At 44.0% G+C, this 16,476-nt stretch carries 12 protein-coding genes; 5 read left to right on the forward strand and 7 right to left on the reverse strand.

Annotated elements, in window-relative coordinates; genetic code table 11:
* Positions 1-37 precede the first annotated feature (37 nt).
* Complete coding sequence (locus U1P77_RS13145) at positions 38-1,168, forward strand: 4-phosphoerythronate dehydrogenase (protein ID WP_321156708.1); 1,131 nt, start codon at positions 38-40, stop codon at positions 1,166-1,168.
* 163 nt (positions 1,169-1,331) lie between these two features.
* On the forward strand, positions 1,332-2,339 hold the full coding sequence (gene epmA, locus U1P77_RS13150) for an EF-P lysine aminoacylase EpmA (protein ID WP_321155401.1): 1,008 nt from the start codon (positions 1,332-1,334) through the stop codon (positions 2,337-2,339).
* Between the two features lie 183 nt (positions 2,340-2,522).
* Here epmA and U1P77_RS13155 read toward each other — a convergent pair whose 3' ends face one another.
* The 6 genes from U1P77_RS13155 to U1P77_RS13180 all read right to left on the reverse strand — a co-directional run bounded on the left by U1P77_RS13155 (position 2,523) and on the right by U1P77_RS13180 (position 8,024).
* Positions 2,523-3,161: an NAD(P)H-binding protein gene (locus U1P77_RS13155; RefSeq protein ID WP_321155402.1), complete on the reverse strand. Its 639-nt coding sequence runs from the start codon at positions 3,159-3,161 to the stop codon at positions 2,523-2,525.
* Between the two features lie 511 nt (positions 3,162-3,672).
* Positions 3,673-4,125 carry a YaiI/YqxD family protein gene (locus U1P77_RS13160; RefSeq protein ID WP_321155403.1) on the reverse strand — a complete coding sequence of 151 codons (453 nt, stop codon included), beginning with the start codon at positions 4,123-4,125 and terminating at the stop codon, positions 3,673-3,675.
* The gene (locus U1P77_RS13165; protein WP_321155404.1) at positions 4,125-5,498 is read right to left on the reverse strand and encodes a 5-(carboxyamino)imidazole ribonucleotide synthase; all 1,374 of its coding nucleotides are present in this window, start codon (positions 5,496-5,498) and stop codon (positions 4,125-4,127) included. The genes U1P77_RS13160 and U1P77_RS13165 overlap by 1 nt, the downstream gene beginning before the upstream one ends.
* Positions 5,499-5,728: 230 nt before the next feature.
* A complete protein-coding gene (purE, locus tag U1P77_RS13170) occupies positions 5,729-6,289 on the reverse strand; it encodes a 5-(carboxyamino)imidazole ribonucleotide mutase (RefSeq protein WP_321155405.1) in 561 nt (186 codons plus the stop codon).
* Positions 6,290-6,415: 126 nt separating this feature from the next.
* Positions 6,416-7,372: a metallophosphoesterase gene (locus tag U1P77_RS13175; protein WP_321155406.1), complete on the reverse strand. Its 957-nt coding sequence runs from the start codon at positions 7,370-7,372 to the stop codon at positions 6,416-6,418.
* A gap of 43 nt (positions 7,373-7,415) precedes the next feature.
* Positions 7,416-8,024, reverse strand: coding sequence for a rhomboid family intramembrane serine protease (locus U1P77_RS13180; protein WP_321155407.1), 609 nt, complete (start codon positions 8,022-8,024; stop codon positions 7,416-7,418).
* A 446-nt stretch (positions 8,025-8,470) separates the two neighbouring features.
* On the opposite strand from U1P77_RS13180, the gene U1P77_RS13185 reads away from it, so the two are divergent.
* Together U1P77_RS13185 and U1P77_RS13190 are read left to right on the forward strand one after the other, a co-directional pair.
* Positions 8,471-10,003, forward strand: a complete 1,533-nt coding sequence (locus tag U1P77_RS13185) for a hypothetical protein (protein WP_321155408.1) — start codon at positions 8,471-8,473, stop codon at positions 10,001-10,003.
* A 388-nt stretch (positions 10,004-10,391) separates the two neighbouring features.
* Positions 10,392-12,032: an OmpA family protein gene (locus tag U1P77_RS13190; RefSeq protein WP_321155409.1), complete on the forward strand. Its 1,641-nt coding sequence runs from the start codon at positions 10,392-10,394 to the stop codon at positions 12,030-12,032.
* 90 nt (positions 12,033-12,122) lie between these two features.
* On the opposite strand, the gene nagZ is transcribed toward U1P77_RS13190, so the two are convergent.
* A complete protein-coding gene (gene nagZ, locus U1P77_RS13195) occupies positions 12,123-13,208 on the reverse strand; it encodes a beta-N-acetylhexosaminidase (protein ID WP_321155410.1) in 1,086 nt (361 codons plus the stop codon).
* Positions 13,209-13,929: 721 nt separating this feature from the next.
* On the opposite strand from nagZ, the gene U1P77_RS13200 reads away from it, so the two are divergent.
* Positions 13,930-16,140 (forward strand): carboxy terminal-processing peptidase, encoded by a 2,211-nt coding sequence (locus U1P77_RS13200; RefSeq protein WP_321155411.1) that lies wholly within the window; start codon positions 13,930-13,932, stop codon positions 16,138-16,140.
* Positions 16,141-16,476 lie beyond the last annotated feature (336 nt).

Raw genomic sequence — 16,476 nt, forward strand, 5'->3', positions numbered from 1 at the left:
TAACACTATTCCTTCTCGTGTTATTAATCCTGGCGGTATGAACACTAACGTAAAAGCTAAAACTGCCCAGACCCTTACCATTATCGCTGATAGTAATATCGCCAGCCTTGATGCGTTCTTTAATCCGCAAACGCTGGGAAAAGGGGCCGAGCAGACGGTAAATGTTGTTACTGTGGCAGGACGGGATATCAATGCGCAACTGCTCGCAGACACCCAGCCCGATGTGCTATTAATACGATCTGTGACACCGATAAATGAGCGATTATTGATAGATAATCATAGCGTGAAGTTCATCGGTTCTGCGACTATTGGTACTGACCACGTTGATGAGGCTTATTTGGCTGAGCGCAATATTACCTTCGCCAATGCCGCTGGCTGTAGCAAGCATTCGGTGGCGCAATATGTGCTGACTGCTATCTTAACTCTACGTCCGCAATATTGGCAGCAGCCAATGACCCCATTAACATTGGGCATCATTGGTCTTGGCAATATTGGTAGCACGCTGGCACACTATGCAACTGATTTGGGCTGGCAAGTGCTCGGTTATGATCCGTTATTACCTGAATCAACGTTTAACAACGCCAGCTTCGCTCAGGTACTGAGCCAAAGTGATGTGGTAAGTTTGCATGTGCCGCTAACGGATGCAGAAGGCATTAAAAGCAGCAACTATCCAACACAGCATTTGATTGATGCGGCTGTTCTTGAGGCGCTGCCAGTAGATACTTTACTAATTAATAGCGCGCGCGGACCCGTGATTAAGGCCGATGACCTCGAGGCGGATATTGACCGTACAGGACGGCAGGTCGTGCTTGATGTGTTTGAACATGAGCCACAGATTACTGAGCGTTTGTTGTCGAAGCTGGCTATCGCCACCCCGCATATCGCTGGCTACACCTTAGAAGGTAAGCTACGCGGCACGCAAATAATCTATGACGCGTTATGTGAAAAATTTACCGTGATCCCTGCTCAGTCCATGCATAAACTGCTACCAGTCAATATGTTCTTATGGTCCGAGCTAAAAGCGCATCCTGACAGACTTATTAAGTTTTATGACATTATGCAAGACGATGCGTTATTACGGAGCAAGGTAGCCGACGGCCAAGTTAACGGGGCCAATTTTGACCAGCTTAGACGGGATTATCACTTGCGCCGTGAATGGCAGTTCTAAATAACCTCTATAAGTTAAATAACCTCTATAAACAGTCCCTATAAACTTTGATCGATTTTAAAATCTTCACGGTTTTAAAGAACATCGCAAATAAGTATGGGTATTACCCAAGAAACCCCTACCTCTTAGGTAGTGGGTAGTTCATGAACAGTAGTAAACAACGATGACCTTAGACAGTAAGCAAACCTTAATGCCCACGCCATCATACGCGCCAACGATGACTCTGACTATGGCGCGTAAGCGCGCAAAAATACTGCACGATATTCGGCAGTTTTTTATAGCACGCCAAGTGCTTGAGGTACAAACGCCGTTACTATCGCAGGCCGGCAATACCGATACCTTTCTACAATCAGTCACTGCTCACGTCACCTATCAAGACCAACAACGCTCCTATTATCTGCATACTTCACCTGAGTTTGCGATGAAGCGTTTACTTGCCAGTTGGCAGGTGGCTATTTATCAGATTTGTCCGGTTTTTCGTGATAACGAGATAGGGACACGGCATAATATTGAGTTCACCATGCTTGAGTGGTATCAGCCGTACTCTAGCTTAAATGACCTTGCTGCCGAGCTTGGTGAGCTGTTATCAGTGCTGTACGGCTATCCAATAGTGATGAATCATTACCGCTATGTTGACGCGTTTATGGACTTTGTCGGTATTCACCCCCTAACGGCCAGCATCGACGCGCTACAAGCGGTCGCAGAAGACAAAGGTTTAACAGGCTTTGATTTTAATAATAAAGAAGACAGTCGCCAAAGCTGGCTGGATTTATTGTTCAGTCATGCGGTAGAACCAAACCTAGGGCATGATTTGCCCACATTAATTATCGAATATCCACCTGCGACCGCCGCATTAGCAAAAACCGCTCTCGATAGGGACGGTAATATGGTCGCTAAGCGCTTTGAGTTATATATCAACGGTATTGAGCTTGCTAACGCTTATGATGAATTAGCGGATGGCACAGCACTGAGACAACGTTTTGAGCAAGACAATCAATTGCGCCGTCGTCATAACTTACCGCCGGTCCCCATTGATGAGCATTTGCTAGCCGCTTGCGATGATTTGCCACCATGTAGCGGCATTGCTGTTGGTATCGACAGACTATTGATGGTGCTAACGGGAGCAACTTGCCTACAAGAAGTAATCCCTTTCCCTAGTGGTTTGGCATAAGGCGCTTATAAGCTTTAGCACACGAATAGCCTCAATTCATATACGCCAACAACAAACATACCGACAATAAAAAACATGTCATCAATCGACCCATTCTAGATACTGTTTCTAGAAGCTATGAGCCAATTGGTGACATGTTTTGAAGGTTGTTACTTTAATATTTGCTAATGGTTAACAGATTCGTTATAAACTTGCGATAGCTTCATTTATTGGCGTATCACCATTCTGCATGCTAAAGACCTTTTTGCTCGCACTGTCATCATTTAACACCGCTACTAGCGTAGCAGCGACATCTTCGATGGCATTCTCGCCAGCATCAGTACCATTGACTGTAATTTTACCGGTACCGGCACGTTCTTTTAGGGCAGCGGCTTGAACGATAGTGTAATCAAGGGTGCTGTCGTTGACTAACCATTGGTCAGCGTAATGTTTGGCGATGTAATATTCTTTTAAATTTTCAATCGCAGAGCTTGTCCATTTGCTAGTGTCCAATGAAAACACCGTGCTGAGCATGATATAGCGCTTGATACCTTTGTCCTGTGCCGCTTGCATGGTTTTCACTGCACCGTGTAAATCTACTTCTAATAAGTCTTTATTTCCAGAACCTGCTACAAAGTATATTGCTTCAACATCATCATCAATTTGATTTTGAATGTCGTCTTTATTTGCTAATAGATCTAAATCCAATTGTGAGTAATTATCCGCATCGAATAATTTCTTTTTGTCGCGTGTGGTGCCGATTACTTGATGCTTATCGGTTAATAGTTGCTTAACCAAATCACTACCCACTCGACCGCTTGCGCCAATCACTAAAATTTTCATAATCTTTCCTATTATTTATAATGGATTTATTGTTCTAAATATTTACCATTAAGCGCCATATATGAAAAATACTACATGACAGTTATCGTTATAAAATTCTTAACGGTAAAAGCTGAATACACAGTAACAAATGCAAAGCACTTACTTCGTTATGAAGCGTGCCTATTGCATGATGTTTAGTTGCAGAATGTATAGGGTTTGCAGTAAGGAAAAGAATTTAATCTTACTATTTATTGAGACAGTAATAGAATAGCGAGAGATATAATAAAAGCGGTATAGGTAAAAAACGGTTATTAGCTTATTCATACTATAGTTGAGCCACTTTAAAACGAACACAGTATGGCTGGGAGAAATTTTCGAAGCCTCTGGAGTGACGCAGTCACACAGCAAGCTAGAAAAATTTCTGCCAGTTATACGAAACCATGTTTGTATCTATTTTATTTGGTACTGACTATACTAAATTTATTCCATCCGTTTAAGCTATTTATACATTAGGCTGTTTGCATATAAATTAGCCACGAACGAGACTATTAAGCCCATCAGCAAAAGCTTTTTTATCGCGGTCGCCATAGGGTTTTTGGCCGCTCATTTGTTGCAACTCTAACACTCCAGTACCACGCATGGTATCCATAAAATCGCGCATATTCAGCTTTTGCTTGATGTTGTTTTTATCATAAATGACTCCGCGCGTGGTTAGGACCTTGCCGCCTTTATCAAGAATATCGTTGGCCAATGGAATGTCACTAGTGATGGCCAAATCGCCTGCTTGTATGTGCTCAACGATATAATCATCGGCTTTGTCGAACCCTTGTGGCACTACTGTCATCGTTATCAATGGCGATTTGCGCAGCTTAATCGGCTGATTGGCGACGAATATTGCCATCGTTTCTGTGCGTTCAGCAGTTTTGATAATCAACTCTTTGGCAACCAGCGGCACTGCATCGCCATCCACCCAAATCTGCATTATTTTTTTGCCTCGTCATTGGTGTCTTTTGGCGTTTTATAATTTGCAGTTATGGTAGACGCTTCTTTTGCAGCGTTAAGGTCAGCTTCTTGGTTTTCAGCACCACTTGCGCTATTAAGCTCAGTATTATTTATCGCCGCGCTTTTTTTATCTAGACCCACCTTATTGGGTAATACCGCAACCAGCTTGGCCAATGCTGGCTCCAAATCGGTGACATCATTGGGCATTAAGGTAATATGGGCAATTTTTCGATCGTCACGTTCCGCCTTATGATAGCTGTGATAATGGGCACCATCTATATTTAGAACGGCGCTAATATCAGGATATTGTCCCAATACGTTGACCATAATCGCCGGATGGACGTTGTCGGTATCACCTAAAGGCAGACCTACCACGGCGCGAATATGGTTTTCAAACTGACTGGTGATTGCCCCTTCGATACTCCAGTGCCCAGAGTTGTGGACGCGCGGCGCAATCTCATTAGCAAGTAGGGAATCATGGCCGCGGGCGTCTTTAGTGACGAACAGCTCAAGCGCCATAACACCAACATAGCCGAGATGATTCATCACTGTCGTAATCGCATCTTTTGCTTGTTTAAATAAATGACTGGTACCCACTGCTGGCGCTTGAGTCTTGGCCAGCACACCATTGTGGTGATGGTTTTCGACTAAGTCATAACAGCGAACCGTACCGTCTTGCGCGCGTGCAGCAATGATGGAGACCTCACGGCTAAAGTTAATAAAACCCTCAGCTATTAATGGGGCAGGTGTCGGCGTCAATGCCCCTTTGCCGCTTACTGCCTCTTTGAGGTCTTGCCAAGCCAGCTTGATATCACTGTCTTGCTTGATAGTATATTGACCTTTGCCATCATAACCACCGCGGCTGGTTTTAAGCACGATAGGCAGTCCTAAGGTATCGCAAGCCTGTTTTAATTCGGCTTGTGAACTAACCACCATAAAGGGTACAGTGGCGATATCAAGTGTATTAAACATTTGCTTTTCTTTTAAGCGGTCTTGAGCAATATCAAGGGCAATCGGCGGCGGAAACATACCTTGTTTTGTACTGGTACTTTTTGTACCTGTACTTTTTACGTTTGACTGGGACAACTGCGCCAGCTGCTCGACGGTTACTGTTGGGGTATTTTCAAACTCTAAGGTAAACACGTCTGCTGCGGCAATAAAATCTTCTAACTGTTCGCTGCTAAAGACGCGGCCATAAAGGCTGGCAGGGCAGTCGATATTGTCTTCTAAAAACACACACTGATAACCCAACGGCAGTGCTGCTTGTGCGAGCATCATGCCGAGCTGACCACCGCCTAAGATACCGATAGTACGAATGGTTTGGGTGACAGGATAAGCGTTGGCTGTGGTCATGGAGGGCTCTTTATATTGAAAATGGGTTAAGTCGTTCAGTACGGTAAAAGGCGCGTAAAAATAGTAAAAGGTGCACGATATGCACCTTGTATTCAGTAAAACCTATCTAAAAATAAATATCAAGTTAACAAAATTCAAATTAAATCTATCTGAGCTAAAAGGTCAGGCTAAGTACGATTTATTGGCTCAGTATACTTGCATTATTATTCGCGATATTTAGTGGTTAATTATCAGCTGTTAATGATACCAGGAGTTGGGCTGGCTAGAATAGTTTCAGTTTGCGCTTTACGTAGATTATGCAGCTTAGTAGCAATTAAATTATCATGCAATGCTAAAATTTGAATGGCAAGCAGGGCGGCATTATAAGCGCCAGCGCTACCGATCGCTAATGTTCCAACCGCAACACCCTTGGGCATTTGCACGATAGACAATAAGCTGTCCCAACCGCTCAGCATTGAGGATTTTACCGGTACGCCCAAGACCGGCAGTGGCGTTTGGCTGGCACACATACCAGGTAGATGCGCCGCGCCGCCTGCGCCCGCGATAATGACTTGTAAGCCGTTGTCCTTAGCGCCTTTGGCGTAGTCGAATAATCTGTCCGGCGTTCGATGCGCCGAGACCACTTCGCATTCAAAAGCGATATCAAAATCTGCCAATAGTTGGGCGGCGGCACTCATGGTTGCCCAATCAGACTGCGAACCCATAATGATGCCAACTTTTGGTTGACCGCTAGGGGAAGTAATAGGGCTGTGTTGATCGATAGAATGGGCAGTAGCCGATGCAGTGCTCATGATAGGATATCCTCAAAACGACCATCATACAAAAGTTTTGCCCCAGCCGTAAAGCCAAGTTTTATTATTGGTAGCCCTGTACCGTTTCTAAATTGAATTAACTATAGTTACTCTAATGCTGGTTACTCAATCATGACGATATTGCACGAAATTAGCAGCTTTGAGGGGTAGAGACTGTTCAGTATCCAGCTGATAGCAAGTTAGGTAGCCGCTATCGACCGCTGCTGAATAATCAGTACAAATCACTTGAATACTGAGTGGTTCGGGCTCGCCAGTCAACCAATAATGACCAACGAACACGGGCTTATGGGTTTTCAAAGCAAAGTTTATGTTTTCAGCCATGGCATCAACTGGGATTTGTGCCAGTCCTGAATTAGGGGCGCGTGCAATTTGATGAATGGTTTGGGAGTTTAGCTCATCAAGCCACCAGCGCACTCGAACTTGCGTGCGCTCAGCGCCGTCTTTGTCGACCATGACTAGACCATCTGGTAGCGCTGTTTCTACGCCTTTTAATACGCGCTCAAGTGCTTCATAGGGCGAGGTATGCTTTTGCGCCGTCATTAATAGCGCTTCAGGCGTCAGACAATTATCGGCGGTCAGTAACGGTTTGAGTACCGCCATACTGTCCACATCCCAGCAGGCATGGACAAAACAGGCGTATTCGGTCTCAAGCCATAACGGAATTTCATAAAACCTTTGTAGCCAATATTGATGAGACTTTGAGCCAAAGGGTACTTCGGCTAGGAACGCCTCATGCTGATGATTATGGACGTCATTATGAGAGCGTAAATAGCGCTGAGGATTGCTGTTATTGTGACTGGGTTCAAGGGTAGCAAAGGTGAGTGCATTGTATTCATGATTGCCCATTACCGCGTCAGCAACGCCCGCGTCTAACATCGCAAAGACAGTCTCAAGCGTTGCTACCTGCTGTGTTCCGCGATCGATCAAATCACCAATAAATAACGCGCGATGACCGTCCGGGGGCATAAAACACTCACCATTATGGTTATAGCCTAATTGTTTAAGTAAGCCGATTAGCTTATCCGCATAACCATGAATATCACCAATAATATCTATAATCATAAGTCGTTATCAAATTCAAAGTTCTCAAAAATTAAAATCATCTCTAAAAAATGGGCGAGAGTAGCGCATTAATAAAGTGGGGCAGCACTTGCGGCTCCAGTATAATGGTCGCTATCACCCCAAATGCACCGCCCCATAGATGCGCCATATGATTGATATTGGACCCACCGCGCTTATTAGCGTAGATGCTATAAGCCACATAAGCGACGGCAAATAATATCGCTGGAATAGGAACAATGGCAAACAGGTAGATAGTCTCCCATGGCGCTAATAAAATAAAGGCAAACAGTACCGCTGAAACCCCGCCCGATGCCCCAAGGCTCAAATAGCTGGCATTGTTTCTATTCTTAATATAGCTTGGAATCATCGCAATGATGATAGCTACTATGTAAAATACTATAAAGCCATAACCACCCAAAAACGGCTCATACAGACCTTCAATAGCGCGACCAAAAAAGTATAAAGTAAACATATTGAACAGCAGATGCATACTGTCAGCATGAATAAAACCGTGCGTTACAAAGCGGTCCCACTGACCATCACTCACTGCCGGTGGATAAAAAATCAGCCGATTAAACAGCGCTTTATTTTGCCACGCTAATAAACTGACAACAACGGTAATAATAATGATAAGAGTTGTGTGGTTAAACAAAGAGTAATCCTTAGACTAATAAACAAAGACCATTAGAGTCTAATGGCTATCGCTAAGTAGCAGCTGAATAGCAGTAAAGTAATAATGTAAACGCGAGCATTGCGACTACCGATTTTCTTTTATCTCATTTTCTTTTATCTCATTTTCTTTTATCTTAAATACTTTGAAGCCAAACCACAATCATGCTCCGATAGAATTTACATACGCATACAAATCAAGAGCAATTAAGGCGGAACTCATCGCATTAACCTCATATACCCTAAGCGCTTTTTATGGTTGACTTAATAACTGCTTTCATTACTACATAATGTTATTAAGCAGCAAAAATTTCCCCCAGTCGTACTGTCTCTATTTTAAAGTAAACTGACTATAGATCCCTTATCTTTATTTTGAACGATTTTTGCAATGTTTCCACCTTAAAACTAACGCCGGTAAAGGCCGTATTTATGAATATTATTGACCAATTAGAACAAACCGTTACCCCTGCGGTATTAGGGGTAAGTGGTAGCGTGGCCCATCTCAGCTTGCTTGAGCAGTTTTATGCGATTTTAGTCACCCGCCTTGCTGTTCCAGAGGTGTACACGCAGCTGCAACGTACCGATAATCTGGTAGACCCAGTGGCGAGCCGGCCATTATTTGAGCAGCTGTGGCAACAGCCAAGTCAGCGCCGTTTGTTAATTCAAGAGCTGGCAGCCACCCATCATATCGATGAGACGACGACAGAGAAGCTGGTCACAAATGCCGCGCATTTGGCGTACCAAGAGCTTAAGCAATTGGCGAATGGACAGTTTTTGCCTGCATTTTTGCAAGCGCAGCAGCCTACTATCCGTCAGTATTTACCCGTTTGGGCGTCATCGGTCATTGCTCCTGTGGCGGAAGTAACAGAAGAGCCGCTGATTTATGAAAACAATCAAGTGACCAAAGCCGTAGTTGCGGCTGAGCAAGCGCTTGCTACTGATGATATGCCTGTAGTTATTGAAACCAATGACGACTCTGTACCTATTGCCACTGATGCTATTCATGCCAATCCTTCCACCTATCATACGTTAGATACCCGCGCAGAAGTACGCAGCCGTAATCAGCGCAATGACTTGTTAGTGCGTTTATTGTTATTGGGCGGCGCATTGCTGGCCATTGGGTTGGTTTGGGCACTATTCTTTAGACATGATAATGCTGAGCCTGTTCAATCGGTAGTGGTCGCGCCTGTGGTAACCACGCCCGAGGTGACGACGCCGCAAGTATTAATACCTGCGCAATTGATGGTTGGCGTCGATGATAGTGGTAACTTATATACCTGTTCGGCAACGGTTGGTGATGTTAATTTACAAACCTCGTTCAGACAAGCCTTAATAACCAGCTTTGGTGAGCAAGCCAGCATTTGTGATGTAACCGTGCAAGAAGGAGTAGCGACCACACTTGCAAGTATGAATATAGCCACGCTGCCCAATGTCTTAACTTTAATGAGAGCCGCGCCATTTTCACGGCTACAACTGCAAAATGACAGTATTAGATTAGAAGCGCCAGATGATATTCTATTACAGCGCTTGCTCATTGATGTGCGCACGTTAATACCAGCGATGACGATTACCACTGCTACGCCGATAGCTATTGCACAGCCTCCCACCAACACCTATGACGAAACTTATAATAATAGCAATTTTAATAACGGTGATAACAACAATGCCACTATACCAAACAATGGCAGCTCTCCCATTACTACTAATGACAATATGATAACCAATCAGCCGAACCAGCAGCCTACTAGCAATAACATCGACAATAATATTGAATCTGCGCCCCCACCACCTCCGAGAAGTATCAATAGTAACCGCAATAATCTACCGCCAAACGATCAGCCTGTTCAATCTTCAGGGCCAATGTCACAGGCCGAAGTTGATGCTATTGCCAACAACACTATTATCGCTGAGCCTGCGCAAGGGGGTCGTCCAGTTGATAAAAACGCCATTTCTAATCAATGAATTCAGTAAATTGAGATAAGTATTTAAAATAGTGTGGCTGGCTAATTCATTAATATTGTTTAAGTTTTTAACTAAAATTGCTCACTACCTCAGTATTCTGTGTAACTACTTATCGTTGTCATGTTAATGATATGTAATACGTAGTAGTTGTAGTTACGTGTAACACCTGAAAGATTACTTAAAGTATCATTTTCACAACAGCGCATTTATTGTGTGAGCTTAGCTAACACTTCTATAATGAACGCAACCAAACAAATCAATCAGCGCTAAATAAATTAATAAGGACACTTTATAATTGATTTGTATCAGAATAAATGTGTTTGTTAGCTGTTTTGAATAAGAGTGATTTTTATATCACACGAACAACAATTAATGGAGAAAATATATTATGGATATTATCAATCATTTGACAAGAACAGTCAGTCCAGCCGTGCTTGGCGATGATCAGAGCCCAGCTAAGAAAGGCCTTCTTGAGCAATTTTATGCTATTTTTGCAGCTCGTTTAGCGGATAAAGACACTTACGGGCGTTTTTCAAACGAAAACATAGCGCGTGATGATCAAGGATTTTATGACCGAGTATGGACCGATGATGCACATCGTGACCGTATATCACGCGAACTTGCCGGAGCACATAACGTTGATGCGACTGCAGCTCGTGGCCTAGTCGCTATGGCAGCACCGCTGGCATATCACGAAATCAAAAGTCTAGCTGGCACAACTCCTGTACCTCAGTTTTTAAACGACAATCTTGATAATTATCAGCATCATATCCCAGCTTGGGCAAGTGCTGTCGTACCGGCTGGTATGGTAGCTGCTGGGCCTGCTGGCGAACGCATTTCTGATACTACCAGTATGGCACCACTAGTACGGGAAGAAGAAAAAAGTGGCAGCTTTATGAAAGCGTTATTGCCAATTATTGGTTTGATTATTTTGGGTGCTTTGGCTTGGGCGCTACTCAGAGGTTGCCAAGAGAATCCTGAGCCAGTCGCAACACCGATAGTTACTGAAGAAGTGGTTGGGGAAGAAACCACGCCAGTTACGGCAATGGCAGCAGCTGAGGATATCGAGCCTGCATCACTTCGCATTGCTACCGGTGAAGGCAACATGCTATATGCTTGCCGCATCAATGCTGGTGACGAAGCACTTAACTCTCAAATCATGAGCGCGGTGCAAAATGCCTTTGGTGACGAAGCGGCTAAGTGTCGCTCAGACGTTGATGACGGTTTTGCTACAGATATGCCAGCCGCTTCAGTGCTATCAGCGATTCTACCAATCATCCAAAATTCGCCCAATGCTAGCATGATTGTTAAAGGTGATGAGATCGTTGTGAACTCGCCAGATGCTGCGTCACTTGAGCAATTGGTTGCCGATATCCAAGCAGCTGCACCTGCTATGATGGTAAGAGCAGAAGGTCCATTGGATATGCAAAATGAGATTGATAATAGCTTAGTTGCTGCAGACGCCGCTGTTGAGAAGCTGGGTGAAAATCCAGACCCACGCGATGTTGCCCGTGCACTCAGCCTTCAAGTGATTAACTTTGAGCTTGATAAAGCCTTTATTCCAGATGTTAACAAACCATTTCTTGAGCGCTCCGCTAATATTATCACTAAAGTAGCTGATATGAAGCTTATGATTATTGGTCATACTGACAGCTTAGCTTCAGATGCGTACAACATGGATTTATCTCGTGATCGCGCTGAATCTGTAAAAGAGTATTTGGTCTCTCAAGGTATTGATGCAAGCAAGCTGATGACTAAAGGTATGGGCGAGTCTGAACCAATCGCTGATAACTCAACTGAAAAAGGTCGCTTCCTTAACCGCCGTATCGAATTTACTGTTTATGATGAAAGCATGGCAGTAGATGATAATGGGATTGCTATAACTGCAGGTGATGGTGGTGATATGGGTGTAAATACAACTATGGACCCAGACTTGAACCCCTTAGACAATAACAACGATGACTTACTACCAGACGGCGATGACCCAAGCCAAGGTACAGCATTAGACCCAAAAGCCAACACTCAATAAAGATCTGATTGAACAACGCGTAGACCAGTCATACTGAATAAAAACCGCATCTATATAGATGCGGTTTTTTTGTGGTTGTTATAACAAAGTCTACTTATAGGCTGTTGGGTCTTTTGTTTCAGTAGTATTCTCGGATGATGGGATAGCAGACTGAATGGCAAAAAAAGTCTGTAGCACCGTATCTTTAGCTTGTTGCCAATGGTCAAACTGCTGGCAAGTGGAACCTAAGTCACCTTGCCATACTGGTATCTGTCCGCACATAGTTTTGATACGTTTTTGATTGGGATAGGGCAAGTCTTGAGCAGCCTCGGCAGCTTCATGTGCGGCCACTCTATCATTACATACCAGTGCAATATCACAGCCTGCCTCAATGGCTGCATGTACGCGGGCGCTAACATCACCTGCTGCTTGCGCTCCTGCCATAGACAAGTCATCAGAGAACACAACTCCATTGAAATTTAGCTGCTTTCTCAAAATATCCTGTAGCCAAATTTTAGAGAATCCGGCTGGCTTAGTATCGACTTGTGAAAACATGACGTGCGCTGGCATCAAGGCATCGAGCCATGGCAGCGTTTGAGCAAAGGGCTGCATATCACTGGCCATAATCTCATCAAAGCTACGATCATCAATGGCTTCTGAGACGTGCGAATCAGGAGCGATAGCCCCATGACCGGGGAAGTGCTTGCCTGTGGTCGCCATGCCTGCCGCTCGCATGCCGCGCATAAACTGAGTGGCTAAGGCTACGATCACTTGTGGCTCTTGATGAAAGCTACGGTCACCGATCACTTGGCTGATACCATCTCTATCGAGCACCGGTGCAAAGCTGAGATCAATCCCCACCGCCAGCACTTCCGCTGCCATCAGGTAACCACAATCATAAGCACAGCTGAGGGATCGGCTGGGATCTTGGTCAAATAAATCACCAAGTTTGCCCATGGGTGGTAATGGGGTAAAGCCTTCACGTAAACGCGCCACTCGGCCACCTTCTTGATCGACGCCAATTAGAATATCAGGATTGTGATAACGAATATCGTCGCACAGCGCACGCACTTGGGCAGCATCTGCCACGTTGCGGGCAAATAATATGACCCCGCCCACTTGTGCTTGTTTGATTAAGCTGACATCCTCAGCGGTCAGCGCTGTGCTATCAATATCAATCATTAATACGCCATACATTGCATGATCCTTAAAGTGTTATACACTGTTATTTTGTGGGCTTATTTTTTAAACGATACTAGTAAGTAGAATCAATTAAATAAAATCAATTAAATAAAATGAATCGACCTCGATTATAATCTTATTATGCCAGCTATTGGTCTTTAGGTATAACCTGACCGATCAATAAGCTGCTGATATCACTTGTTTGTTATTTAATATTTGTTACTTAATACCAGTTACTTAATAGTGAGCAACTAATGCTAAGTCAGGCGCTCATAAGCGCACAATAAATATGACAGAAAGTTTGGTAAGTGCCAGTCTAGCGTGTAATATTGTTCCTACAGTTTGAGACAGTCCAGTGGCTATGCGCATGCTAGTATTGATTGCTTTTTAGTTGTGTATAATCAATTAAGAACAATAAATTCAATCTAATTTTAGACTTTAAAATCAGTTTACGCATTCAATTTAGATATACAGTGAGAATGCCTACCTATTTGAATCAATAAAGTGCCTGCTTTATAAAGCGTTTAATACATAATAATAAAAAATAAGTATGGTGCGTTTATTGGCATTTAGTGCTAGCTTAATTGATAATTCAATTGTAAAAATAATGTAGTAGAAATGGCCAAATAGTAGAAACAGCCAAACTTGACGGACAGCGATAGATTAAGTGGTTTTTTTTGTGATAAAACAGACAATGTTTAAAATACTTCTAACTTGAGACAACTAGGTACATATAATGAAAAAACAACCAGCACAGTGGTTACTCAGTGCGGCGTCAGTGGGTATCGCTGGTCTTATTCTTACCCAAAGCTACGGCACGGCAGTCGCAAACACCGAAACTGAAGGCTTCGTACCGACGCCTGAACAGAAAATAACCACCCGCCAAGTAGCGGCCTTACTGGATCGTAGTCATTATCTTAATCAGCCTCTTGATAGCGAAATGGGCAGTGAGATTCTGTCTATGTATATTGATGGTTTAGATCCGAATCACACCCTATTCTTACAATCTGATGTCGATGAATTTAATAAAAAATATGCGGGTGATTTCGGTAATCGGCTTAAGCGCGGTGATTTGTCCGCAGGCGTAGAGATCTTTGAGCGCTATCGTAAACGTTCTAATGAATATTTTGAGATAGCCACAAAAATGCTCAAGACCGATCTTGATTTAACCAGTGATCAGACCCTCATTTTGGATCGTGAAAAACTGGGACATTTTAAGACCAAAAAAGCCCAGCGCGATTATTGGGCGCGTCAGCTAAAGTTCCAGCTGATGAGTATCACTTTGGGTCAAGAAGACGAAAAAGCCAAAGAGCAGGTCTTTTTAAATAATCCTGATATTACCCGTGGGCAAGACTTGGTACGTGATGATCAGCGAACCCCGAGTGAGATTTTACTCAATCGCTTGTCACGTCAACAAGGGCAGATGGGACGTCTTAATGACAATGAGGTCATGGAAACGGTATTAAATACCGCCATGCTCACTTACGATCCCCACAGCAACTATTATGCGCCGATTCAAGCGACTGAGTTGCAGATTCAGTCCAACCTGCAATTAGAAGGCATTGGCGTCACTATCCGGCCCGATCGTCAAAACCCAAACTATACGAGCATTGTGACCTTAGTCGATGGAAGCCCTGCGGCCAAGACCAGTCGGATAAAACCCGGTGACTTAATCATCGGTATTGCCGAAGATGGCAAAACCATGACCGATGTGGTGGGCTGGTCAACGCGTGAGATTGTCGGACTGATTCGCGGTAAGCGCGGCACTTCGGTCACGCTTAAGCTGCGGCAACCAAATACCCCTGAAGCTGGCGCCCGAACGGTGACGGTCGTGCGTGATATTATCGAGCAAGAAGAATCTGGCGTCACCCAGCGGGTGGTTGAGATTCAGCGTCCTAATATTGATGCCACGCCGAAACGCATTGGCGTCCTTGAAATACCTAGCTTTTATTTGAATTATCGCGCTCGCCGTAATGGTGAGGACTATCGTAGCGTCAGTATCGATACCGAGAGCGCCCTTAAAGAATTGAATAAAGAAAACATTGATGGTTTGGTGGTGGATCTACGCAACAATCCTGGCGGCTCTCTAGATGAAGTGGCTAAAATGCTAGGGCTATTTATTAAAAGTGGGCCTTTAGTACAAATTCGTGATAATCGCGGCAATGTTCAAGTGTACCGTGATGATGATGGAGGCGAGCAACTGTACGACGGCAAGATGGTAGTACTGACCAACTTGGCCTCTGCTTCTGCCAGTGAAATATTTGCCGCTGCTATTCAAGATTATGGCCGTGGATTGGTGGTCGGTAACACCACAACAGGTAAAGGGTCAGCGCAAATTCAACTGGATAATTTAGCTTTGGGCTCTGCAACCTTAACCCAGCGTAAGTTTTATCGTATCACGGGAGGCAGTACCCAAAATAAGGGGGTCGTCCCCGATGTTGAGCTGGTCAATATATATGATGATGCTACCTTTGGTGAGCGTGCGCAAAAAAATGCGTTACCTTGGGATACTATTAAGACAGCAGCTTATAAGCCTGAAGCGAAGTTTAGCGATAATACGTTGGCAACCCTGAATCAGCAGTCTAAAATTCGCCAGCAGAAAAATCCGCAATTTGTTTACTTAACGGCGCTAAATGACATTCGTGATATGGACGATGGAAAAAAACCAATCAATCTTGATATTAATAGCCGCCGCGCCAAGATGAAACTGATCGAGACGCGTTCGATAGAAGCGGAAAACAAGCGTTTGATAGCGACTGGTGAGCGCTCGTATGCCAACTGGAATACTTATCAAGCTGCGATGGATGCAAAATTTGAAGAACGAAGCCAAATGAAAGAGGCTGAACGCCCGCAGTTACCGGAGGACGAAGCTTATATTACTGAATCCGCTTATCTGATGTTGACCGCTGATCCAAAAGTTAACCTTAGTCCTGAAGAAAAGCTATAGGTTATAATTCGCCATAAAGTTGGTGTAAGCATATGCTTACATGTAATGACGCCTTAGCCACTTACTAACAACAGTCCAATCTGCGATTATACAGTCACAGCACGATTTGAACGATACTGTTTATTTATACTAGGGATTGGTATTTATAGGTAGTTTATAGATTGGGTCAGGGATGGCTTGCTGAGTAAGGATGATAGGGCAGGATGCCCGTTGGTTGCCTCGTACTTGGGATTGAGTATGGTGTAACGTTAACAAGGATGGTTAGTAATTGAGACCGTATAGCGCTTGTCGTTATACGGTTTTATTACGTTTGTCAGCCTGTAACGGTTAATCTAT

This window comes from Psychrobacter sp. LV10R520-6 (genome assembly GCF_900182925.1).
GTDB lineage: Bacteria > Pseudomonadota > Gammaproteobacteria > Pseudomonadales > Moraxellaceae > Psychrobacter.